The 20,566-nt window shown below is 70.9% G+C and carries 19 protein-coding genes, 2 pseudogenes and 1 riboswitch; of the genes and pseudogenes, 11 read left to right on the forward strand and 10 right to left on the reverse strand.

The annotated features are described in order from the left end of the window. The 4 genes and pseudogenes from AB0P35_RS19365 to AB0P35_RS19380 all read right to left on the reverse strand — a co-directional run. Positions 1–619 (reverse strand): annotated as a pseudogene (locus AB0P35_RS19365) (hypothetical protein); the annotation flags it as partial. A 508-nt stretch (positions 620–1,127) separates the two neighbouring features. Further along, complete coding sequence (locus tag AB0P35_RS19370) at positions 1,128–1,340, reverse strand: hypothetical protein (RefSeq protein ID WP_363512055.1); 213 nt, start codon at positions 1,338–1,340, stop codon at positions 1,128–1,130. 92 nt (positions 1,341–1,432) lie between these two features. Continuing rightward, on the reverse strand, positions 1,433–1,669 hold the full coding sequence (locus AB0P35_RS19375; protein ID WP_363512057.1) for a hypothetical protein: 237 nt from the start codon (positions 1,667–1,669) through the stop codon (positions 1,433–1,435). Positions 1,670–1,955: 286 nt separating this feature from the next. After that, complete coding sequence (locus tag AB0P35_RS19380; protein ID WP_363512059.1) at positions 1,956–2,330, reverse strand: hypothetical protein; 375 nt, start codon at positions 2,328–2,330, stop codon at positions 1,956–1,958. A gap of 220 nt (positions 2,331–2,550) precedes the next feature. On the opposite strand from AB0P35_RS19380, the gene AB0P35_RS19385 reads away from it, so the two are divergent. Both AB0P35_RS19385 and AB0P35_RS19390 read left to right on the forward strand, forming a co-directional pair. Continuing rightward, positions 2,551–3,255 (forward strand): hypothetical protein, encoded by a 705-nt coding sequence (locus AB0P35_RS19385; RefSeq protein WP_363512061.1) that lies wholly within the window; start codon positions 2,551–2,553, stop codon positions 3,253–3,255. A 266-nt stretch (positions 3,256–3,521) separates the two neighbouring features. Continuing rightward, positions 3,522–4,118 carry a hypothetical protein gene (locus AB0P35_RS19390; protein WP_363512063.1) on the forward strand — a complete coding sequence of 199 codons (597 nt, stop codon included), beginning with the start codon at positions 3,522–3,524 and terminating at the stop codon, positions 4,116–4,118. A 181-nt stretch (positions 4,119–4,299) separates the two neighbouring features. Here AB0P35_RS19390 and AB0P35_RS19395 read toward each other — a convergent pair. Continuing rightward, positions 4,300–4,410, reverse strand: a pseudogene (locus tag AB0P35_RS19395) (DNA-binding response regulator); the annotation flags it as partial. Between AB0P35_RS19395 and AB0P35_RS19400 the strand changes: the two are divergent. Together AB0P35_RS19400 and AB0P35_RS19405 are read left to right on the forward strand one after the other, a co-directional pair. Next, positions 4,393–4,542, forward strand: a complete 150-nt coding sequence (locus AB0P35_RS19400) for a hypothetical protein (protein WP_363512143.1) — start codon at positions 4,393–4,395, stop codon at positions 4,540–4,542. The pseudogene AB0P35_RS19395 and the gene AB0P35_RS19400 overlap by 18 nt on opposite strands. A gap of 924 nt (positions 4,543–5,466) precedes the next feature. Further along, positions 5,467–6,096 (forward strand): class I SAM-dependent methyltransferase, encoded by a 630-nt coding sequence (locus AB0P35_RS19405; RefSeq protein WP_363512133.1) that lies wholly within the window; start codon positions 5,467–5,469, stop codon positions 6,094–6,096. A 425-nt stretch (positions 6,097–6,521) separates the two neighbouring features. Here the strand turns inward: AB0P35_RS19405 and AB0P35_RS19410 are convergent, their stop codons facing one another. After that, the gene (locus tag AB0P35_RS19410) at positions 6,522–7,373 is read right to left on the reverse strand and encodes an aldo/keto reductase (protein WP_363512065.1); all 852 of its coding nucleotides are present in this window, start codon (positions 7,371–7,373) and stop codon (positions 6,522–6,524) included. Positions 7,374–7,448: 75 nt separating this feature from the next. Next, the gene (locus AB0P35_RS19415; protein WP_363512067.1) at positions 7,449–8,426 is read right to left on the reverse strand and encodes an aldo/keto reductase; all 978 of its coding nucleotides are present in this window, start codon (positions 8,424–8,426) and stop codon (positions 7,449–7,451) included. Positions 8,427–8,684: 258 nt separating this feature from the next. Between AB0P35_RS19415 and AB0P35_RS19420 the strand changes: the two genes are divergently transcribed. From AB0P35_RS19420 to AB0P35_RS19430, 3 genes are all read left to right on the forward strand, one after another. Further along, entirely contained in the window at positions 8,685–9,611 is a 927-nt protein-coding gene (locus AB0P35_RS19420) for a helix-turn-helix transcriptional regulator (RefSeq protein WP_363512069.1), read from the forward strand. Positions 9,612–10,105: 494 nt separating this feature from the next. Further along, the gene (locus tag AB0P35_RS19425; RefSeq protein WP_363512071.1) at positions 10,106–12,043 is read left to right on the forward strand and encodes a potassium transporter Kup; all 1,938 of its coding nucleotides are present in this window, start codon (positions 10,106–10,108) and stop codon (positions 12,041–12,043) included. Positions 12,044–12,224: 181 nt separating this feature from the next. Next, complete coding sequence (locus tag AB0P35_RS19430; protein ID WP_363512073.1) at positions 12,225–12,641, forward strand: DUF3592 domain-containing protein; 417 nt, start codon at positions 12,225–12,227, stop codon at positions 12,639–12,641. A 45-nt stretch (positions 12,642–12,686) separates the two neighbouring features. Here the strand turns inward: AB0P35_RS19430 and AB0P35_RS19435 are convergent, their stop codons facing one another. Both AB0P35_RS19435 and AB0P35_RS19440 read right to left on the reverse strand, forming a co-directional pair. After that, on the reverse strand, positions 12,687–14,672 hold the full coding sequence (locus AB0P35_RS19435) for an APC family permease (protein WP_363512135.1): 1,986 nt from the start codon (positions 14,670–14,672) through the stop codon (positions 12,687–12,689). Positions 14,673–14,915: 243 nt separating this feature from the next. After that, entirely contained in the window at positions 14,916–15,128 is a 213-nt protein-coding gene (locus AB0P35_RS19440) for a hypothetical protein (protein WP_363512145.1), read from the reverse strand. 64 nt (positions 15,129–15,192) lie between these two features. Between AB0P35_RS19440 and AB0P35_RS19445 the strand changes: the two genes are divergently transcribed. From AB0P35_RS19445 to AB0P35_RS19455, 3 genes are all read left to right on the forward strand, one after another. Then, a complete protein-coding gene (locus AB0P35_RS19445) occupies positions 15,193–15,543 on the forward strand; it encodes a hypothetical protein (protein ID WP_363512075.1) in 351 nt (116 codons plus the stop codon). Positions 15,544–15,655: 112 nt separating this feature from the next. Beyond that, positions 15,656–15,831, forward strand: a riboswitch (M-box (ykoK) riboswitch). A gap of 306 nt (positions 15,832–16,137) precedes the next feature. Next, complete coding sequence (locus tag AB0P35_RS19450; protein ID WP_363512077.1) at positions 16,138–17,505, forward strand: CBS domain-containing protein; 1,368 nt, start codon at positions 16,138–16,140, stop codon at positions 17,503–17,505. Next, positions 17,502–18,827, forward strand: a complete 1,326-nt coding sequence (locus AB0P35_RS19455; RefSeq protein ID WP_363512079.1) for a divalent metal cation transporter — start codon at positions 17,502–17,504, stop codon at positions 18,825–18,827. The genes AB0P35_RS19450 and AB0P35_RS19455 overlap by 4 nt, the downstream gene beginning before the upstream one ends. 159 nt (positions 18,828–18,986) lie before the next feature. Here the strand turns inward: AB0P35_RS19455 and AB0P35_RS19460 are convergent, their stop codons facing one another. Beyond that, positions 18,987–19,991 (reverse strand): magnesium and cobalt transport protein CorA, encoded by a 1,005-nt coding sequence (locus tag AB0P35_RS19460; protein WP_363512081.1) that lies wholly within the window; start codon positions 19,989–19,991, stop codon positions 18,987–18,989. Between the two features lie 483 nt (positions 19,992–20,474). Between AB0P35_RS19460 and kdpF the strand changes: the two genes are divergently transcribed. Next, positions 20,475–20,564, forward strand: coding sequence for a K(+)-transporting ATPase subunit F (gene kdpF, locus AB0P35_RS19465; RefSeq protein ID WP_363512083.1), 90 nt, complete (start codon positions 20,475–20,477; stop codon positions 20,562–20,564). The last annotated feature ends 2 nt before the right edge of the window (positions 20,565–20,566 follow it).

Consider the following 20,566-nt stretch of genomic DNA (forward strand, 5'->3'; position numbering starts at 1 on the left):
TGAGGTCGGCCACACCGTTGTTGTTGAGGTCCCCGACGCCCGTGATCACGACCTGACCGGAGGCCGGCACATCGTCGATGACCTTGTTGTAGCGGAACGGCTTGAAGCCGTCGCCCGTCATCTCGGACCGGTACATGGTGCGGCTCCGCGCGTCCGTCCCGGTGTGGGCCTCTTCGTAGATCACGGCCGCGGTGTGACCGGAGTCCGTCCAACGGCCGAACAACACCGTGTGGCTGGTGATGTTATTGATGGCATCACCCGGCTGCAGATCGTCCAGGCTCCCCAACTGCGTCGCGTACTGCCCCATCGACGTAGTGGTGAATCCCATGTTGGTTCCGGTCGTGTCGATGTGCCAGGCCATCGACACCAGACCCGAACAGTCCTGCCGGTACGTGCCGTTGCTGTCGGTCTTGTACGCGCTCTGGCTGTACGGAACCGCTTCGTCGACCCAGGACTGAGCCCGGGCGAGGACCTCGGAGCGGCTGATCTGACCACCGACCGCTGACGTTCCCACCGCGTGGGCGGCGGTTGCGGTGAAGGCCGTGGTGGCGATCGCACCGGAAGCGGCGATAGCGGCGGCAAGGACGAATCGGGTCAGCTTGGAAGCGTTGGCAGACACAGAAGTGCTCCGGAATCATTGAGAAAAGGAGAGGAATGGAGGCGGGTGCGGCCGTGATGGCTGCCGTGCGGGGGCAGCGGTCGGAATGCACCCGGATAGAGCGAGTGAGGACTCGCGGGCCCGGTGGAGGCAGGGGTGGGCCGCCGGAGCCGGCGAAAAGCGCTGGTGCGCCGATAAAGCCGACAAAGTCGGTGGGCGGGGGCGCGGGCCGACTGATTACTCCCAGGCTGTGGTTCCCGCAGTGCGCCTTTTCCAGGCGGTGGTCGTGGTGGCGACCGTGGGAGCGCTCAGCGCGGCAAGTGCCGGGACACGAGCGGCGAGAGCTGCGACACGGTGGCCTTGGCGACGAGACTGCGAAGCATGACAGTGGTCCTCTGGGAGATGTGAGCTGAAGGGGCGGAACCGTTCGCGCGTCGCACAGTTGACGCCTCGTCCGGTTCGCCGCCGGGCGGTGTTCCCTGCTGGCGAGTACTAGCTTCGCGCCTGATCAGGACCGGTGGAAGGGCTTCTAGGCGGACGAAAGCGGCCCTGGCCCGATCCGTCCACCGAGGCGGGACTCGGCCGGGAACCGCTCGTTGAACGGAGCCACCACCGGCACACCGACCCGAAGGTGGTTGGCCTTGAGCGCGTGAGCCGTGGTCGCGGGCGCCACCATGGCAGTTGCCGCTGCAGCCCCAACCGCCGGTGAGGTGATCTCGTCATTCAACTTCACGAGAATCACCTCCCCAATTGCATGTCCCGCCAGGCCCTATTGCCCAGAGCGGAGCTCCCACGCGGCCGGCGCGCAGCAGGCAGTGGCGCGAACGATGCTCGTCATTGAGCGCTCAGAACGAGTGTCAATGGACGGTAGAAGTTCCCTGGTGGGGAAAAAAAATCGGTCTTCCCGCTGCTGGACGGCGAAAGTCCCCATTGCTCGGGGTGGCGCGAGCGGGCATGGCGCGCGACGTCGGCCGCGCTGTCGGCGACCATCGCGGTCGTGATCAGCTCGTCCGCGTGGAATCGCCCCGGCGAGGTCAATTGCCGGTGGGTGTTGTTGTGGTTGGTCGGCACACGGGCGGTCGGGCGGTCCGGGAAGTCCGGGACGATGCCCCGGCCCTGACCATCCGCCAGGACGGGAGCACCCTACCTGCCGCCCAGATCCCCGCCGCGTTGGTGAACTCCCTCGGATGCCCCGCAGATCGAGGCCGCCGACCGCCGCGTCCACCTGCGCCCCCGGAGCGGCCTGGAGCGCTTCGTGCGCGCCTGTCTCACCGGGCGGCGCCCCGCCCGTTCGACGGCGGGAATCCATTGCCGACGGGCGGGGTGGATCAGCTGGCCGGCGGGAGGGCGAACGGCTTCACAGTGGGGTGAGGATGTCCTGGTGCGCCCCGTCGAGGACGAAGCCGTTGTCCAACCGGACCCGGACCGTCACCAGGTTCCCCCGCTCCCGGTGCGCGGCCCACTGCGGCTCCAGCGCGGCGATCTCCGCCTCCAGCCGCTTCCGGCTCGCCTCCGGCATGGTGTGCCCGTAGTCCTCGAACAGCGCTTTGAGCCGCTGGTACTCGCGGACCTCGTCGCTCTCCGGGAGTTCCCCGTCCACCCGCTCGACGGTGCCCTCGATCCCGGCTCCCAGCGAGAGGAACCCGACGACGGCCCCGGGCTCCCCGGCGACTGCCTCACCGATCCCGAGGTCCTCTGCCAACCTGACACGCAGGCCTGCCTCCAGGGTCATCCGTCCTCTGCCTCTCCATCGATCGGTGCCGCCGACGCAGCCGGCCTGTGGCCCCGGCCATTATCCGTCGGACGGGTCACGGTGCCCGGCTCATCGGCCGTTGTTCCGCTAGTGGCAGGTGCCGGGGGCTGTGGTTTCGCCACCGGACATGCCGTCACTCGCTCGGCGGGGGAGGGGATTTCGGGCGCCGCTGTCGGATCCCCTGGTTAGGCTCCGGACCATGCGGATTCGACGACATGCCCCCGCGGTGCTCCTGCTCGTACTAGCCGGCACGGCCGGGGCCTGCACCAGCACACCCCCGGATGTGCAGTCCCGGCCGCCGCACCAGACCGTCGCGGCCCCCTCCGGGGCCGGCACGCCCGGCAGCGCGGCCGATGCCGCGGCCGGGCCGACCACCTACGGCACCCCGATCGACGTGGCCGGCCTCTGCAGGCTGCTCGACTACGCACCCCTCGCGCCGGTGCTGGGCAAGGCCGCCGGCGTCCCGCAGGCCGAGGAGAAGAGCCCCGACCCGTCCTCGGGTCGGACGGCCTCCTGCGGGCAGAAGCTCGGCGCGGGGGCCGAGAGCGGCCCCGGCGGGGCCGTCCGCACCTACATCACCGTCTGGCCCGACAGCGCCACGGCGAAGCAGCAGTTCGAGGCGGGCCGGGACGAAGACGTCAAGGACACCGCGAAGGACGGCCGGTACGAGCCGCAGACGGGCATCGGCAGCGAGGGCTACCGGATCGTCGATACCATGAGCAACGAGACCCAGGCCGTCCTCGCGCTCACCGTCCGGCACGACAACCTGCGGATCAGCGTCCGCGTCCTCGCCGCCCGGGGCCGCCCATGGGACGCCGCATCCACCGCCGACCTCTTCGACCGCCTGGGTGCCACCGCCCGGGCCGCCCTCCCCGCCATCCACCGAGCGGTCCCGGCCGGCTGACCGACCGTCGCCGGTCAGCCGAGGGCGATGCACTCCAGCGGACCGCGGTGGGTGGCGCCGATGCGGTCCCCGCCCGGTGAGAGGAGCCGCCGCAGCAGCGCCGGGGCGGATGTCGGCGAGCTCCCGATGGCCGAGCCGTGCGCGTCCGGTCCCACCCGAACCTGACGCAGTCGAACACCCGCGCGCTCCGGGCGGGTCCAATCCGCCCCGGCTGTCACCCCAGGGCGCTACCCTCTCGCCAGGAACGTCGACGAGGGGTGGGGCTCATGGCGTACGGCGGGGACGCGCTGCCGGCAAACGGTCCGCAGAAGGGATCCGGGGGCGGACTGACCGCCATCGGGGTGCTGTTGCTGGTGTACCTCGGGATCTTCGCGATCGCCCTGGTCATCAGCATCACCCAGGGCAACTACAACTACCTGATCGCAATGGCCGACAAGAATGCCGACCTGCCCTGGCTGGCCATCGCCGTCTACTTCACGCCGCTCGCGGCCACCCTGGTCTCGACGTCGGTGCTCGCCGTCCTGGCGTTCAGGGGGGTGTCCTGGGTGCGGCCCACCGCGGCGGTGCTCCTCGTGGTGACGACCCTCTCCGCCGCCGGCCAGCAGCTCTTCTTCCAGCTGACCAACGGGCGGTTGGACGGCATTCTCGACCTGCCGCTCGACGCGATGTTCATCATGCTGCAGCCGTACCTCGCGCTCGGCGTGGCCGCCGCCGTTGCGGTCGTCGCGGTCGCCACGCGCACGCCACGGCCGGGCCCCGGCTACGGCGGGCCCTTCGCTCCACCGCCGGTTCCGCCCTACGCACCGCCGACGCCCTCCGGTCCGCCCGCCCCGCCCGCGGACCGGCCGAGCCCCGCGTCGTAGCCGCCCGACCGTTCGCGTGCGAGCCGACGGGGATGACCGACGGGGAACTCGCCGATTTGCTGGACACTGGCGGCCCAGGCCCGCCGCCCACGCTGCTCTCACCTGCGCGTGACGGGACGGGCCTGGCGGTGCGCGTCCTGTCGCCCGGGACGCGGGCCTGTCCCGGGCGGGGCGGATGCGGTCAGCGCGGCGGCGTGACGAGCCCCGTCTCGTAGGCGGTGATCACGAGGTGGACGCGGTCGCGGGCGCCGAGCTTGGCGAGCAACCGTGACACGTGCGACTTGGCGGTGGCCACTCTGTCCAAAGCTGGGAGCAGGACCTCGGCTCCCTGGGCCACACCGCCACCGTCCCCGGATCCTGGCTGGTGTACGCGCTCTGGCCGCTGACCGCGGTCGCCCTCGCGGTGCGGCACCGCGACATGTGAGCCCGCTGCCTGATCATCGGATCATCGTGTTAATAACTGGCCTGAAGCGAGATCGGCGGCGGAGGGCGGCGACGCGGTGATCGTCCCATCCGTCCTGTCCGTTCCGGGTGGTGACGGCCCCTTCGGCACCTGCGATATCCGGTGCGCGCCTCCAGGGCGGCGCAATGAGAGCGCCTCATCTCCCTGTCCCTTCCTCCGGCGCCGCCGTGAGCAGGGAGTGTCTGCACGTCGGCGTCTGCTGCCGGCGACCGTGACTTCGCTCGTCAACGATCCGTCAAGAACGCTGCTCCGGGCGTCAAGGGGGCGTCAGGGAGCGGCTGGTCGCGACCCGTCGAACCCTAGCGTGAGCTGCGCCGAACGGCCTCGCGCACCTTCGTGCGGAAGGAGCGCGGGGCCGTGCCGGAGCTCCGATCCCCGGACGGACACACCGGGGGAGGGGCTCCGGAGGCCCACGGACAGGGGGAGGGGACGCGCGGTCATGGCACCAGGTGCACTGCACGCGACGAGCGGATCCGGGAAGCCGGGCTCGCCGGAGGTGACGGGCCCGGGGGCGGTTGCCGGACCACCCCGTCCGCGCGCTCCCCTCGCCGCGGCCGCCGCCGTTCGACGGCTCGCCGACCGCTCCACCTGGAACACCCCCGCCTGGTCCGGGCACTCACCGCGCTCTGCCTGGCCTGCGTGCTCGGCCTCGGCGGGGCCGTCGCCTCGGTGCTGGCCGGTGCGCGGGACGGCATCGACACGATCGGCCACCGGGCCGCCCCGACTGTGGCCGCCAGTGGCGCATCGGCTCCAGGTCCCACCGGCCTCGTTGCGGAGCCGGATGGTGGTCTTGTCGTGGTGGCCGAGAGCGTCCGCGACGACGGGCGCGGGATTCGGTACGGGGCGGGAGAAGAGCTGCGAACGGCGGGTGTTAACTTCCTTCCCGTGGTGGAGCACCAGGACGAGACCAGGGCGGCCTACGACGGGGTCGTCGAGCTGTATGCGTCGATGTTCACCGATCGGCTGGAGACGCGGCCGTTCTCGCGGAACATGATCGGCATCTTTGCCGAGCTGGTGCGCGCGACGGGGAACCTGCGGGCAGCCGATGTCGGCTGCGGGCCCGGACATCTGACGGCCATGCTGCACGGCCTGGGGCTGGACGCCTTCGGGCTCGACCTCTCCCCAGCCATGGTCGACCACGCCCGGCGGGCCCATCCGGCGCTGCAGTTCGACGAGGCGCGGATGGAGGCCATGCCAGTCGAGGACGGCGCGCTCGGTGGCGTGCTGGCCCACTACTCGATGATCCACACCCCTCCTGAGGAACTTTCCGCGCTGCTCGCCGAGCAGGCTCGTGTCCTGGCACCAGGTGGCCTGCTCCTGGTCTCGTTCTTCGCGACCGACGCACCCGAGCCGGTCCGCTTCGACCACAAGGTGACGCCCGCCTACAGCTGGCCGGCGGACCGCTTCGTCGAGCTGCTGGCCGGGGCCGGGCTCGTCACGTTCGCCCGGCTGCTCCACGACCCGGCCTCTGAGCGGGGCTTCCTCGATGCCCACCTGCTGGCCCGCCTCCGCTAGAGCATGGATTTGCGCGCTTGGATCAATGGAGTAGCCGTTAGTGGTAGGCCGCGGCGGACGGCCCTCGACCGCTACGGCCGCTCCTGCAGGACCTGATCACCATGGTCGCCGAGCTACGTCGCCGGGAGATCGGCTTCACCTAGCTGCACGAACGGCTCGACACCACCACCCCCGGCGGGCGGCTGGTGTTCCACGTCTTCGCCGCACTGGCGGAGTTCATCCGGGAGCTGATCGTCTCCGGCACCCGCGAGGGCCTGGCCGCCGCCCGCGCCCGCGGCAAGGTCGGCGGCCGGCCCACCGTCGTCAACCCGGACATCGTCCTGGCCGCCCGCGACATGCTGCCCAACCCCGAGCACCTCGATCGCCAAGCGCCTCGGGATCAGCCCCGGCACCCTCTGGGTGGGTATGCCGACACCCTCGCCGGGTCAGTCGTCCAGGCGGCGCTTGCTGAGCCAGGCGACCATCTCGGGGTCGTGGTGGTCGAAGAACAGCGTGGCGCCGGTGTCGAGGGCGGCGATCCGGACCATCTGGTCGTCGGTGAGGTCGAAGTCGAAGACGTCGAAGTTCTGCGCCATCCGGTCGGGGTTGACCGACTTGGGGATGGTGACGATGCCGCGCTGGATCAGCCAGCGGAGTACGACCTGGGCGGCGGACTTGCCGTGCGTCTCGCCGATGCCGGCGAGGACGGGGTGGGTGAACAGGTTGTTCCTGCCTTCGGCGAAGCCGCCCCACGCCTGGTGCTGGACGCCGTGCTCGCGCATGAGGTCGTGGTCTGCCGGGCGCTGGAAGAACGGGTGGGTCTCGATCTGGTTGACCGCCGGGGTGACCTCGTTGTTGAGGATCAGGTCGAGGAGCCGGTCGGGGTAGAAGTTGGCGACGCCGATCGCCTTGGCCAGGCCCTCGCGGTTGACGGCCTCCATGGCGCGCCACTGGCCGTAGACGTCGCCGAAGGGCTGGTGCATCAGGTACAGGTCGACGTGGTCCAGGCCCAGCTTCTTCAGCGACGTCTCGAAGGCACGGCGGGCGTTGTCCTGGGCGGGGGCGTTCTGGACCCACAGCTTCGTGGTGACGAACAGCTCCTCGCGCGGGACGCCGCTGGCCTTGATGGCGCGGCCGACCGCCTCCTCGTTCCCGTAGGCGGCCGCGGTGTCGAGCAGCCGGTAGCCGGCGGCGAGGGCGTCGGAGACGGCCTGCTCGGTCTGTTCCGCCGGGATCTGGTAGACGCCGAAGCCGAGAATCGGCATCTCGACGCCGTTGTTCAGGGTGACGCTCTGCATGAGGATCTTCCTTGTCGCTCGGGTGTGCGGGGTCGTCGGGGCGGCCGCACGGTCAGGGGCCGCCGGGGGAAGCGGTCAGCGTTCGAGCATCCGCGCCTGGGCTTCGGTGTGGGTGTCGCCTGCGGCGGGGGGCAGGCTGCTGAGCTTGTCGATCTGTTCGGCAGTCAGCTCGACGCTGTCGGCGGCGGTGTTCTCCTCGACCCGGGCCACGTGCTTGGTGCCGGGGATGGGCGCGATGTCGTCGCCCTGCGCGAGCAGCCAGGCGAGCGCGACCTGCGCGGGTGTGGCGCCGGCCTCGGCGGCCACGGCCTGGACCTCGTCGGCGAGCGCCAGGTTGCGCTGGAAGTTCTCACCGGTGAAGCGCGGGTTGTCTCGCCGGAAGTCGTCCTCGTCGAACTGGTCGGTGGAGCGGATCGTGCCGGTCAGGAAGCCGCGTCCGAGGGGGGAGAAGGGCACCAGGCCGATGTTCAGCTCACGTAGCACCGGCAGCACCCGCTGCTCCACGCCCCGGGTCCACAGGGAGTACTCCGACTGCACCGCGGTGACCGGGTGGACGGCGTGGGCGCGGCGGATGGTGTCCGGTCCTGCCTCGGACAGGCCGAACGCGCGGACCTTGCCTGCGGCCACCAGCTCGCCGACCGCGCCGGCCGTCTCCTCGATCGGCGTGTTCGGGTCGACCCGGTGCTGGTAGTACAGGTCGATGTGGTCGGTGCCCAGCCGCTTGAGCGAGCCCTCGACGGCGCTGCGGATGTTGGCCGGGCTGCTGTCGAGGTTCCACGGTCCCCGGCCCGCGTGTGAGACGAGACCGAACTTCGTCGCCAGCACCACCTGGTCACGGCGGCCCTTCAGCGCCCGGCCGACAAGTTCCTCGTTGGTGTAGGGGCCGTAGATCTCGGCGGTGTCGACCAGCGTGACGCCCAGCTCCAGTGCCCGGTGCAGGGTCCGAACCGACTGCGCCTCGTCGGTCCCGGAACCGGTGTAGCCGTGGGTCATCCCCATCGCACCCAGTCCGATCCGGGAAACGTCCAGGTCACGCAACTTGATGTACCGCATCCGCTCTCTCCGCTCCATCGTCTTCTCCGGCGATGTCCACCCTGGACGCCACCCCGGGCCCGCTCATCGCAGCGCGCGGCCGCGAGCGGCGATTCATCCGCCGGTCGGGAGTGCCGGCTGCCCGAAGAGGCGGGCGCAGGTCGCCGTGTACCCACCCTCGCGCGTTTCCGCCTCCGCAGGCAGGGCGGGCCGTTCAGGGGTAACGGCAGGGCCCCCACCGCACTGCCGCCCAGGTCAGCGCGGTGTGACACTGAAGCCATGGCATCCGAGGGCACCCCCACCAACCGGACGAACAGAGAGGGCGCGGAGCTCGGCACCTTCCTGCGCGCCCGCCGCACCCAGACCAGCCCCCAGCAGGCCGGCCTCACCGTCGGCACCGGACTGCGCCGCACCCCCGGACTGCGCCGCGAGGAACTGGCCACCCTCGCCGGCATCAGCATCGACTACTACGTGCGCCTGGAACGCGGCAAGGAGACCCGCCCCAGCCCCTCCGTCCTCGACGCCCTCGCCCGCGCCCTGCACCTGGACGACCAGGAACACCAGCACCTGCGCGAACTGGCCGCCCGCGCCGCCCGCTACGCACCCGAACCGCCGCCGGCGCCCAGCCGCACCGTGCGCCCCCACCTCAAGCTGCTGCTGGAATCGCTGCGCCCGAACCCCGCCTACATCGTCAGCCGCAGCATGGACCTGCTCGCCTGGAACCCCGGCGGCCTCGCCCTGTACGCCGGCCTGGACGACTGGCCCGCCAAGCACCGCAACCTCGCCCGCTACCTCTTCCTCCACCCCGCCGCCCGCGAGCTGTTCCCGGACTGGGACCGCCAGATCACCGGCTGTGTCGCCCGGCTGCGCGCCGTCGCCGGCACCGCTCCCGACGCCCCCGACCTGACCAACCTCGTCGGCGAACTCCTCCTCAAGAGCCCCGACTTCGCCAAGCTCTGGGAACGCTACGACGTGACCGGCCGCAAGTCGGTGGACAAGACCTTCCACCACCCCGACGTCGGCACGATCACCCTCACCGCCCAGTCGATGAACCTGGAGGGCACCGCGGGCCAACGCCTCGGCGTCTACCTCGCAGAACCCGGGACCCCCGACCACGACGCGCTGCTCCTGCTGGACCTGACCGCACCCCGGCACGCCCCACGCACACCGCAGAAGGCCCCGGAGCAGTCGTCCAACCAGTCCTGAACTGCGCCAACGCACCGGATCGCCCGTGGTCCGGGCCGTGAGCGTGAGGGCGCCGACAGAGTGCCCCGTCAGGCGCAGGCCCGGCAGTCGGCAAGTCGGTCATCGGCGGACTCGTCGTCGTCCAGCTGCACGTCATGCTCAACCGAGATCACTCCATTGCCCCTTCTGGGCTCACCTCGGCCGGACCCCTGTGAGCGCCTGCGCCGGACGAGGCGACGGCGGGTGTCCGGGACACGACGATCGGGCGTGGGTGCGCCCTGGTGCGACAGAAACGCCATTCCCGCCCGTCAGGGCCCCGGTGCGGTCCTGACGACTCTTCGACTCCCACTCCGCCGATTCTTACGTCGCATGGATGGCAGAACGGGACCGACGGCCCGGGCGGCCGTTCGGGGCGGGTGACGCACGCCTGCCGGGGGCTGCACCACGGGATCGGTATTGTCCGCTCCATGTGAACCAGCCGGGAGGCAGAGCAGCCCGCGCGGAGGAGGACCACCATGGCCGAGCACGGTTCCGCAGTGCGCCCACCGGAGCCGGGCCGGACCGCCGGCGCGGGCCTCGCCCTGGTGGTCGGCGCGCTCGGCGTGGTCTTCGGCGACATCGGTACCAGCCCGATCTACACCCTCCAGACCGTGTTCAACCCGGAGGACCCGCACCCCGTACCGGTCTCCACCGAGAACCTGTACGGGGTGGTGTCGCTGGTGTTCTGGTCGGTGGTGGTCATCGTCCTGGTCACCTACGTGCTGCTGGCCATGCGCGCCGACAACGACGGCGAGGGCGGCATCATGGCGCTGATCACCCTGCTGCGCCGGTGGGGCTCGCAGCAGAGCCGGCGGACGACGGCCGTGCTGGCCGCGCTGGGCATCTTCGGCGCGTCGCTGTTCTTCGGCGACAGCATGATCACCCCGGCGATCTCGGTGCTGTCCGCGGTCGAGGGGCTCAAGGTCGTCGAGCCGTCGCTCGAGGACGCGGTCGTGCCGGGCACCGCCGCGATCATCGTGGTGCTGTTCCTGGTGCAACGCAAGGGATCCGCCGCGGTGGGCCGGTTGTTCGGCCCGGTGATGATCCTCTGGTTCACGGCCATCGCGGCCTGCGGGATCTCCGGCATCGCCGACCATCCGGAGATCCTCAAGGCGCTGTCCCCGAGCTACGCCCTGGGCTTCCTGTTCGGCCACTTCGGCACCGCGTTCTTCGCCCTGGCCGCGGTCGTGCTCGCCGTCACCGGCGCCGAGGCGCTGTACGCCGACATGGGCCACTTCGGACGCCGCCCGATCACCCGCGGCTGGCTGTTCCTCGTCTTCCCCGCCTGCACCCTGAGCTACCTCGGCCAGGGCGCGCTGATCCTCGACGACCCGGCCAACATCAGCAGCCCGTTCTTCCTGCTCGCCCCCGGCTGGGGACGGCTGCCGATGGTCGTGCTGGCCACCGCGGCGACCGTGATCGCCTCCCAGGCGGTCATCACCGGCGCGTACTCCGTCGCCTCCCAGGCCGCGCAGCTCGGCTACCTGCCGCGGCTTCGGATCGCGCACACCTCCGAGTCCACCATCGGCCAGATCTACGTGCCCTGGATCAACTGGCTGCTGATGGTCTCGGTGCTCACCCTCGTCTTCGCCTTCCGCAGCTCCACGGCACTGGCCTTCGCGTTCGGCATGGCCGTGACCGGCACCATCACCATCACCACCCTGCTGTTCTTCTACGTGGCCCGCGCGAGGTGGGGCACACCGGTGTGGCTGGTCGCCACCGGCGCGACGCTGCTGCTCTTCGTCGACCTGCTGTTCGTGGCGGCCAACGCGACCAAGCTCTTCCACGGCGCGTGGCTGCCCCTGCTCATCGGCGTCACCGCGTTCACCGTCATGACGACCTGGCAGCGCGGCCGCCAACTCGTCACCGCGGAGCGGGAACGCCACGAAGGCCCCCTGCGCCAGTTCGTCGACCGGCTCCACAGCGGCCAGGTGCGGGCGCTGAAGGTCCCCGGCACGGCGGTCTTCCTCAACCGGGGCAAGCAGACCACGCCACTGGCGATGCGCGCCAACGTCGAGCACAACCACGTGCGGCACGACCAGGTCGTGATCCTCTCCATCCAGACCGAGACCGTGCCCCGGGTTGCGGCCGAACAGCGGATCGTCGTCGACGACCTCGGCTACGCGGAGGACGGGATCATCCACGTCACCGCCCGGTTCGGCTACATGGAGACACCCGACGTACCCGGCACGCTGGCGCTGCTCGACCCGATTGCGACCGAGGGCGAGCTGCAGCTCGACCAAGCGACCTACTTCCTGTCGAAGATCGAACTCCGGCGCGGGAAGGAACCGACGATGGCACCGTGGCGCAAGCGGCTGTTCATCGCCACCTCCTACATCACCGCCGACGCCGCGGAGTACTTCGGCCTCCCGCGCGACCGCACCGTCATCATGGGCTCCCACATCGAGGTGTAGGTCCACCGGCTCCGGAGGGACGATCCCCGGTTCCCGCGGTTCACGACGAGGATCCGCGCCGTGCGGGCCGCCCGCTCTTGAAGGATCTCTGACGGCGCGTGATTCCCGGCCGTCGTGGGCACCGGGCGCCGTGGGGCGCAGACTGGAAGCCGGAGGGGTCGCGGGCGGGAGGTCGGTGGCCATGAACGGCGGAGCGGCGGCGATGGCTCTTGCGGTGTTCCTCGGGATGGGCGGCCTGGTCGCGTACCTGGCCGGTCTCGCGGGTCTGCACGAGATCCGCCGGTTGCGGCGGGTCGGCACTCCGACTCTTGCCCTGGTTCGGTACCGGGCCGGTGGCGCCGGGGAGGGTTCGGCCGGCCGGCGTCCGCTGCTGCAGTTCTCCACCGGGGCCGGCCAGGTGGTCGAGGTGTTCTCCCCGGTGCCGGCCGGTCGGGCGCTGCCTCTGGCGGACGGTGCGGAGGTCCGGCTCCGCTACGACCCCGCCGATCCGGGCCAGGTCCTGGTGGACGGAGGCGAGCGGCAGTGGCTGGAGCGTCTGTTCGTCGGATCGGGTGTCGCGGCCATGCTGGGGGCGCTCGTGCTGGCAGTCTTCGCCTGACCGCTTCCGGCACGGTGCCCGGATCTGCCCGCGGGCCGGCCGGCCTCAGAGCTTCTCGGGTTGCGGAACGTCGAGTACCGGAGCGGGCTCGCCGCGCCGCATCGCCCCGGGCGCCCGCCGCGCGGGACGGTCGGCGCGAGGCGCGGAGGACAGCTGCCACGGCACGCTGATCACCATCACGCCCGGGGTGAACAGCAGCCGGGACTTGAGCCACAGCGCCGACTGGTTGTGCAGCAGTTGCTCCCACCAGTGCCCGACCACGTACTCCGGGATGAACACCGCGATCGCCTCGTGCGGGTGGTTGCGCCGGTACTCGCGGACGTACTGGACGACCGGCTTGGTGATCTCCCGGTACGGCGAGTCCAGCACCTTCAACGGCACCTGGACGTCGTAGCTGCTCCACTGCGCGCCGAGCTCCTCGGTGGCGTCCTTCTCGACCGCCACGGTCAGGGCCTCCAGGCTGTCCGGCCGGAACGCCTGGGCGTAGCCGAGCGCACGCAGGGTGGCCTTGTGCAGTTTGGAGACCAGCACCACGCCGTGCACCCTGGCCGGCCGCACCGACTCGGCCCGGGCGTCCTCGATGGCCAGTTCGTCGGCGACGGCGTCGTAGTGGCGGCGGATGCCGCGCATCATCAGCCACAGCACCGCCGCGGCCAGGACCGCCAGCCAGGCCCCCTGGGTGAACTTGGTGGCCAGCACGATCACCAGCACCAGGGCGGTGAACACACCGCCGAACGCGTTGATCACCCGTGAACGCCGGGCCGAGGAGCGCACCGCCGGGTCGGTGCCGGTGCGCAGCACGTCGTTCCAGTGCCGGACCATGCCGAACTGCGACAGGGTGAAGGAGGTGAACACGCCGAGGATGTACAGGTGGATCAGGCTGGTGACGTCCGCCCGGTAGAACCACAGCAGGGCGCCGGCCACCACGGCCAGGGCGAGGATGCCGTTGGAGTACGCGAGGCGGTCGCCGCGGGTGTGCAACTGCCGGGGCAGGTAGCGGTGCTGGGCGAGGATCGACGCCAGCAGCGGGAAGCCGTTGAACGCGGTGTTGGCCGCGAGGACCAGCACGAGTGCGGTGGCGGCCTGGACCACGTAGAACGGGATGCTGTCGCTGCCTCCGAACACGGAGGCGGCGAGCTGGGCGATCACGGTGGGTTGGGTGTAGTTCGCGCAGTCACCGGAGATGCCGGTCAGCTGGCAGGCGTCGTCCACGTAGTGGACCTTGGCCACCATGGCGAGCCAGGTGACGCCGACGAACATCACGACCGCGGTCAGGCCCATCACCGCCAAGGTGCTGGCGGCGTTCTTCGACTTCGGCCTGCGGAAGGCCGGCACGCCGTTGGAGATCGCCTCCACGCCGGTCAGCGCCGTACAGCCGGAGGCGAAGGCCCGGAGGGCGAGGATCAACAGTGCCAGCCCGGCGAGGTTCGCCTTGCCCGGCTCCGGCTCGATCCCGAATGCCGCGCTCTCGGCCACCGGGGTGTCGCCGAACGCCACCCGGATCACGCCCGTGACGATCATCAGCATGATCGCGGTGATGAACAGGTACGTCGGCGCGGCGAAGGCCCGTCCCGACTCGCGGACACCCCGCAGGTTCATCGCCGTGAGCAGGACGACGAAGCCGAGCGCGAAGCCGACCCGGTAGTCCGCCAGGCTCGGGAAGGCGGAGATGATGTTGTCCACACCCGAGGCCACCGACACGGCAACGGTCATCACGTAGTCGACCAGGAGCGAGGCCGCGACCACCAGTCCGGCGTTCGCCCCGAGGTTCTTCGACACCACCTCGTAGGAGCCGCCGCCGCTCGGGTAGGCGTGCACGACCTGGCGGTAGGACATCACCACGACGGCCATCAGCACGACGACCGCCGCGGCGACCCACGGCGTCAGGTAGAGGAAGGCCGTGCCGCCGACGGTGAGGACGAGCAGGATCTCGCCGGTGGCGTACGCGACGGAGGACAGCGGGTCGGAGGCGAAGATCGGCAGCGCCAGGCGCTTGGGCAGCAGCGTCTCGCCGAGTTCCTCGCTGCGCATCGCGCGGCCGATCACGAGACGCTTCAGCGCCTGGGGCAGGTTGAACACTGATCGAGCGTATGGCTCGGGAGCCTGGTTGCCACGTTGCCGCACGGCCCCTTCCGTTGCCCCGTTCGGCGGATGTTTGTGCAGGTGAGGGGCGTCGAGGAGCCTGTTCGGCACCGGTTCGGGTGCGCGAGGAGGCCGTTAAGGGATCGTCAATATCCGCATACGGAAAGCGCCATACGGAGCATTTCAGGCACGTCAGGTGCGCAGCCGGAGACGGCAGACCACGGCGCCCGTGTGGCGGCGCAGCGCGCGGTCGATGACGGCGCCGCGCCGGTTCTGCGGCAGGCGCTGCCAGGGTCGGGCGGGTTCGACTTCGGGATGAGGACGGTGATCCGGGCTGGAGAGCGTCGTCTTCAGCATCGTCGGCCCGGCGCTGCCGGCGCTGGTGCGCGACCTGCCGGCCGGCACCGGCGGTCCTGACCACGTCCGTGGTGGTCTTCACCCTGGTCGTCCAGGGCTGACCCTGGCCGCGGTGGTCAACCGTTCCGGCCTCGCGCTCGAACCCGAGCACACCGTGCGCAAGGAGGACGACGCCCGTGACGCCCTCAACCGCGCTGCCCTCGACCACGTCGAACACCTTGCGGCGCTGGAGACCGCAGTCGACCGGGTGCGCAGAAGCCTGAGCGCCCGCCTCGACCGCAGTCCCGAAGGACCGGACGGCAACACCGCCGACGCCGCGTACCGCCAGCTGCGGCACGAGATCATCACCGTCCAGAGCATCGAACTGCACCGTCTGTACGACGAACACCGCATCGGCGACACCACCCGCCGGCGCCTCCAGTACGACCTCGACCGTGAGGACGCCGCCCTCGGCACACCCTGACCATAGGCCGGGCGGCGACCGACACGAGGTCGGCGCCGGGCGGACGAGGTCAACGTCCGGTCAAGGATTGGGTCGCCAGGTCGACGGGGCCCTATGCTTGTGCAGGTTTGAACAGACACCTCGTTCGGTGAGGCGTCTTCATGGACACAGGCCACTGATCCCACCCGTCGAGAGACGCTCCGGATCAGGACAGGTCTCCCCGGCCCAAGGGGTGACCCCAAGTGGCTTCTCCGCTCGATGCGGAGACACGCCGTGGAGTGCCAAAGCTCTGACGAGTTGGGGTGTGCCGGGTCTTTGCCGGCTTTCCCCTTGCCGTGCCGCCGCGACATCACCTCGTGGCCGGGATCGTGAGGAGGCGAGATGGACAGTAGTCCGGGCCATAGTCGGCCCTCCACCGTGTTGTCCTCGCCGTCCTTCAGCGACCCGCGGCAACCTCTCTTCCTCTGACCACCCTGCGCACGGCGAATTCCCGCGCCCGGCTGCCCTGCCGGGATACGCCGCCGTGCGTCCGGGCGCGCGGCCGGCCAGCGGATGCAGCGGCGTGACCCGGGCCGCCCGATGCCTCGTCCCGACCGAGGCGAGGGGGTGTTCCCCGTGCCTGCCACGACTCTGCTCATGTCCACCACGGCCCGGCTGCGCGATCGCAGGACCGATGGGGCGCGCCGCACCACCGCGACCCGCGCCGTCCGTGCCTCCCTGGTGTCCCTCGCCGGACTGATCGGCGGCCCGGTCGCCAACCAGTCCGGCGAGGAGGTGGGCCGCGTCGTCGACGTGGTCGCCCGCCTCTACGGGCCCGAGCCCTATCCGCCGGTCACCGGCCTGATCATCCGGATCGGACGGCGCCGGGCCTTCCTCGCCGCGAGCGCGGTCGACACGGTCGGTGCCGGGCATGTACGGCTGCGTACCGCCCGCGTCGACCTCCGCGACTACCTCCGACGGCCCGGCGAGGTCCTGCTCGCACGGGACGTGATGGACCACCAGCTCGTCGACGTGGACGGCATCCAGGTCACCCGCGCCGCCGACCTCTACCTGACGCCGCTGGCCGACCGCACCGTCCTGGTCGGCGTGGACGTCTCCCTGCCCACCCTGCTGCGCCGCCTCGGCCCCCGCCGCTGGCAGGTCCGGCCCACCCCGGACCGCGTCCTGGACTGGCAGTCCGTCGCCCCGTTCGGCGAGCAGGCCACCCACGGGCCCGCCGAAGTGAGGCTGCGCGCCTCCCGGTCCGCACTGCACCGGCTGCGCCCGGCCGACCTCGCCGACATCCTCGAGGACCTCGGCCGCCACGAACGCCAGCAGCTGCTCGGCTGGCTGGAGCCCGAGCACGCCGCAGACGCCCTGGAGGAGATGGAACCGGCCGAACTGGAGAACCTGCTCCGCGAAGCGGCACCCGAGCACGCCGCCCGGCTGCTCGACGAGATGGAACCGGACGAGGCCGCCGACGCCCTGCGCGACCTCGACCCGGGCGAGCGCGAAGCACTGCTGACCCGCATGCCCGCCGGCGAGGCCGCCGAGTTGCGCACCCTGCTCACCCACCGCGAGGGCACGGCCGGCGGCGCGATGACCACCGTGCTGGTGACCGCGCGCCCCGATCAGACGATCGCCCAGGTGCGGGCGGAGCTGGCCGCGCAGGCCGAGCACCGCACCGAGATCGACGCGATCGCCGTGATCGACGAGGACGGCCGCCTGGCCGGCGACGTTCCGCTGTTCGACCTGGCGGTGGCCGAGGACACCGCGCTGGTCGGGGACCTGGTGGAATGGCTGGCCCAGTTCGCACCGCCGGTCACCGTGCGCCCGGACTCCCGCCTGGCCGAGGCCGCCGACCATCTGGTGGCCGCCCGCGCCAGCTCCCTCCTCGTGGTCGACGACGCCGGCCGCCCGCTCGGCCGGATCCTCGCCGACGACATCCTCGACGCCCTGCTGCCCGAGCGCGGCCGCCTGCACTTCCGGAGGCTCCTCAAGTGACCCGCGACGTCAACGCCCCAACCGCGCCCACCACGACCGTCTCCCCGGCCGCCGTACTCCCGGCGCCGGCTGCACCCGCCGCCCGCCGTCGGGGATGGCGGCGCATCGGGGCCGTCGCGATGGTCGCCGGACCAGGACTGGTCGCCGCCAATGCCGGCAACGACGCCGCCGGCATCGCCACCTACGCGAGCGCCGGTTCCCAGTTCACCTACGGCACGCTGTTCTTCATGGTGCTGGTCACCATCGCCCTGGTCATGGTCCAGGAGATGGCGGTCCGGCTCGGTGCCCACACCGGCAAGGGCCTCGGAGCGTTGATCCGCGAACAGTTCAGCCTCCGCCTGACCGCGCTCGCCGTCTTCTGCCTGCTGCTGGCCAACACCGGACTTGTCGTCAGCGAGTTCGCCGGGATCGGCGCCGCGTTCGAGCTCCTCGGCGTCCCCAAGTGGGCGGTCATCCCACCCGCCGCCGTCCTCCTGTGGTCACTCGTACTGTTCGGCTCGTACAAGTGGGCCGAACGCATCTTCCTCATCATGTCGCTGGCGTTCTTCGCCTACCCCGTCGCCATGATCCTCGGCCACCCCGACTGGGGACAGGTCGGCGGCCACCTGGCGATTCCGCACATCGAGCCGAGCAAGGACTTCGTCCTGCTCGCGGTCGCCCTGATCGGCACCACCGTCAGCCCCTACATGCAGTTCTATGCCGCTGCCGGCGTCGTCGACCGCGGCGTCAAACCGGCCGACTACAGACTGATCCGCGCCGACGCGGTCCTCGGAGCCGTCTTCGCCTGCCTGATCAGCCTGACGATCATCATCGCCACCGCCTCCGTGATCGGCGGCACCGGCCCGCTGGAGTCCGCCGCCCAGGCCGCCGAGGCTCTCAAGCCGGTCGCCGGGCAGAGCGCGGAGCTGCTGTTCGCCTTCGGCCTGATCGGCGCCTCCGCCCTGGCCGGAGCCGTCGTGCCGCTCTCCGCGAGCTACGCGATCGGCGAGGCCGCCGGCGTGGAGCGCTCGGTGTCCCGCAGCTTCCGCGACGCCCCGCTGTTCCTCGGCCTGTTCACCGCCCAGATCGCCCTCGGCGCGATCGTCGCACTCACCCCCGTGGACGTCATCCAGCTCCTGATCGGCACCCAGGTCCTCCAGGGCCTGATCAGCCCGATCGTCCTGGTCTACCTCCTCGTCCTCACCAATCGCCGTTCCGTCCTGGGCGATGCGGCCAACGGTCCCCGCTACCGCATCGCGGCCGCCGCCGTGGTCGTAGGCGTCGCGGCCATGTCCACCATCCTGCTCGCCCAGACCGTCCTCGGCTGGCTCGGCCTGGCCTGACCCGGCCCCTCACCACATGAACCCCAGGGAGGAAACCACCATGCGCCGCCTCGCCCCGCTGCTGACCTTTTCGGCTCTGTTCACCTGGATCGCGTTCGTCGCCGCATGGATCCACCACGACCGGTGAACCCCGGTGCCGGCCCGCAGGGCCGGCACCGGTCACAACCAGTCGTTGCGGCGGAACGCCCGGAAGATGAGCACGCAGACGGTAGCCGTCAACGCCAGGACCGCCGGGTAGCCGAACGTCCAGCGCAGTTCCGGCATGTGGTCGAAGTTCATGCCGTACACGCCCGCCGTCATGGTCGGCACCGCCGCCAGCGCGGCCCAGGCACTGATCCGGCGCATGTCCGTGTTCTGCTGCATCGACAGCCGCGCCATGCTCGCGGCCAGGATGCTGGAGATCAGCTCGTCGAAGGCAAGGATCCGCTCCTTCGCCTGCGCGTGGTGGTCCGCGGCGTCCCGCAGATAGGCGGCTATCGCGGCCGGCACGAGCGGCAGCGTGCCGTCGGCCAGCCGTTGCAGCGGTACGCCCAACGGCACGACCGCCCGCTTGAACTCCAGCAGCTCGCGCTTCAGCTGGTAGATCCGGCCCGCATCGTCGGTGCGCTCGTGCGAGAACACCGCCGTCTCCAGCTCCTCCACGTCCCGCTCGAAGGCGTCGGCGACCTCCAGGTACCGGTCGACGACATGGTCGGCCACCGCGTGGAGCACCGCCGTCGGGCCCAGGGCCATCAGCTCCGGTGCGGCCTCCAGATCGCGCCGTACGGCCGCGAGCGGCGGGGCGCTGCCGTGGCGGACCACGATCGCGAAGCCGGGGCCGGCGAAGACCATGATCTCGCCGGTGTCGACGATCTCGCTGGTCGCCGTCACCTTGTCGTGCTCGACGTAGGTGATCGTCTTCAGCACCAGGAACAGCGTGTCACCGTAGCGCTCCAGCTTCGGTCGCTGATGGGCGCGCACCGCGTCCTCGACCGCCAGCGGATGCAGGTCGAATGCTGCGGCGATCTCGGCGAACTGCTCGGCGGCCGGCTGGTAGAGGCCGATCCACACGAACCGGCCGTCCTTCTCACCTATCCGCTGCAGTACCTCCGACAGGTCCACCTGCTCCGGCAGGCGAAGCCCGTCCTCGTACAGCGCGCAGTCCACAACGGCCCGTGCAACCATTCCCCACACCGCTTTCCCAAGCCACGGCGCCCGGCGCCCTCAACGGCAGGTAAACCTACCCGTTGGGGCGCGCCCGCCGAAGAGACCGGCAGATCGCCCAGCCCGGGCTCCCGGCCACACCACGGGCGATGTGGCCGCGGATGTGATCCGAGACCGTCGGTCCAGCCCCTCCGCCGGCGCTCCGGCCGAGGACCGGCGACACGTTCTGGCCAAGTCGTGGTCTCGGTGGAGTGACGTGGCCGTCAAGGCCGTGTCAATAATCCGGACCCACCCGTATGGACGGTGTCAGGGACCGCGGAACGGCGCGGATCCGCTGGTTTGCTGCTCTCGCCGGCCTGCCGCCGGTGCCGCCAGGGACTCCGGGGGAGCCTGCGGCCAACGTCCGCACCTGTTGGTGGAGCCCATGCTGGATCTCGTCTTCGTCGGTGTCACGGTCGCCGTGTTCGCCGTCATCGCCCTGATCGCGAAGGGGGTGGAGAAGCTGTGAGTGCCGACAACATCGCAGGTCTCATCGTCGCCGTCGCGCTGGTCGGCTACCTCGTCGTCGCGCTGATCCACCCGGAGAAGTTCTGATC

Origin of the sequence: Kitasatospora sp. NPDC085879 (genome assembly GCF_040686255.1) — a bacterium.
Taxonomy (GTDB): Bacteria; Actinomycetota; Actinomycetes; order Streptomycetales; family Streptomycetaceae; genus Kitasatospora.

What these genes read in the sequence shown, in the direction of transcription:
- AB0P35_RS19380 (WP_363512059.1), bottom strand. Translation starts at nt 2,330, where the DNA reads ATGACCCTGGAGGCAGGCCTGCGTGTCAGGTTGGCAGAGGACCTCGGG.
- AB0P35_RS19385 (WP_363512061.1), top strand. Translation starts at nt 2,551, where the DNA reads ATGCGGATTCGACGACATGCCCCCGCGGTGCTCCTGCTCGTACTAGCC.
- AB0P35_RS19390 (WP_363512063.1), top strand. Translation starts at nt 3,522, where the DNA reads ATGGCGTACGGCGGGGACGCGCTGCCGGCAAACGGTCCGCAGAAGGGA.
- AB0P35_RS19410 (WP_363512065.1), bottom strand. Translation starts at nt 7,373, where the DNA reads ATGCAGAGCGTCACCCTGAACAACGGCGTCGAGATGCCGATTCTCGGC.
- AB0P35_RS19415 (WP_363512067.1), bottom strand. Translation starts at nt 8,426, where the DNA reads ATGCGGTACATCAAGTTGCGTGACCTGGACGTTTCCCGGATCGGACTG.
- AB0P35_RS19420 (WP_363512069.1), top strand. Translation starts at nt 8,685, where the DNA reads ATGGCATCCGAGGGCACCCCCACCAACCGGACGAACAGAGAGGGCGCG.
- AB0P35_RS19425 (WP_363512071.1), top strand. Translation starts at nt 10,106, where the DNA reads ATGGCCGAGCACGGTTCCGCAGTGCGCCCACCGGAGCCGGGCCGGACC.
- AB0P35_RS19430 (WP_363512073.1), top strand. Translation starts at nt 12,225, where the DNA reads ATGAACGGCGGAGCGGCGGCGATGGCTCTTGCGGTGTTCCTCGGGATG.
- AB0P35_RS19435 (WP_363512135.1), bottom strand. Translation starts at nt 14,672, where the DNA reads ATGCGCAGCGAGGAACTCGGCGAGACGCTGCTGCCCAAGCGCCTGGCG.
- AB0P35_RS19460 (WP_363512081.1), bottom strand. Translation starts at nt 19,991, where the DNA reads ATGGTTGCACGGGCCGTTGTGGACTGCGCGCTGTACGAGGACGGGCTT.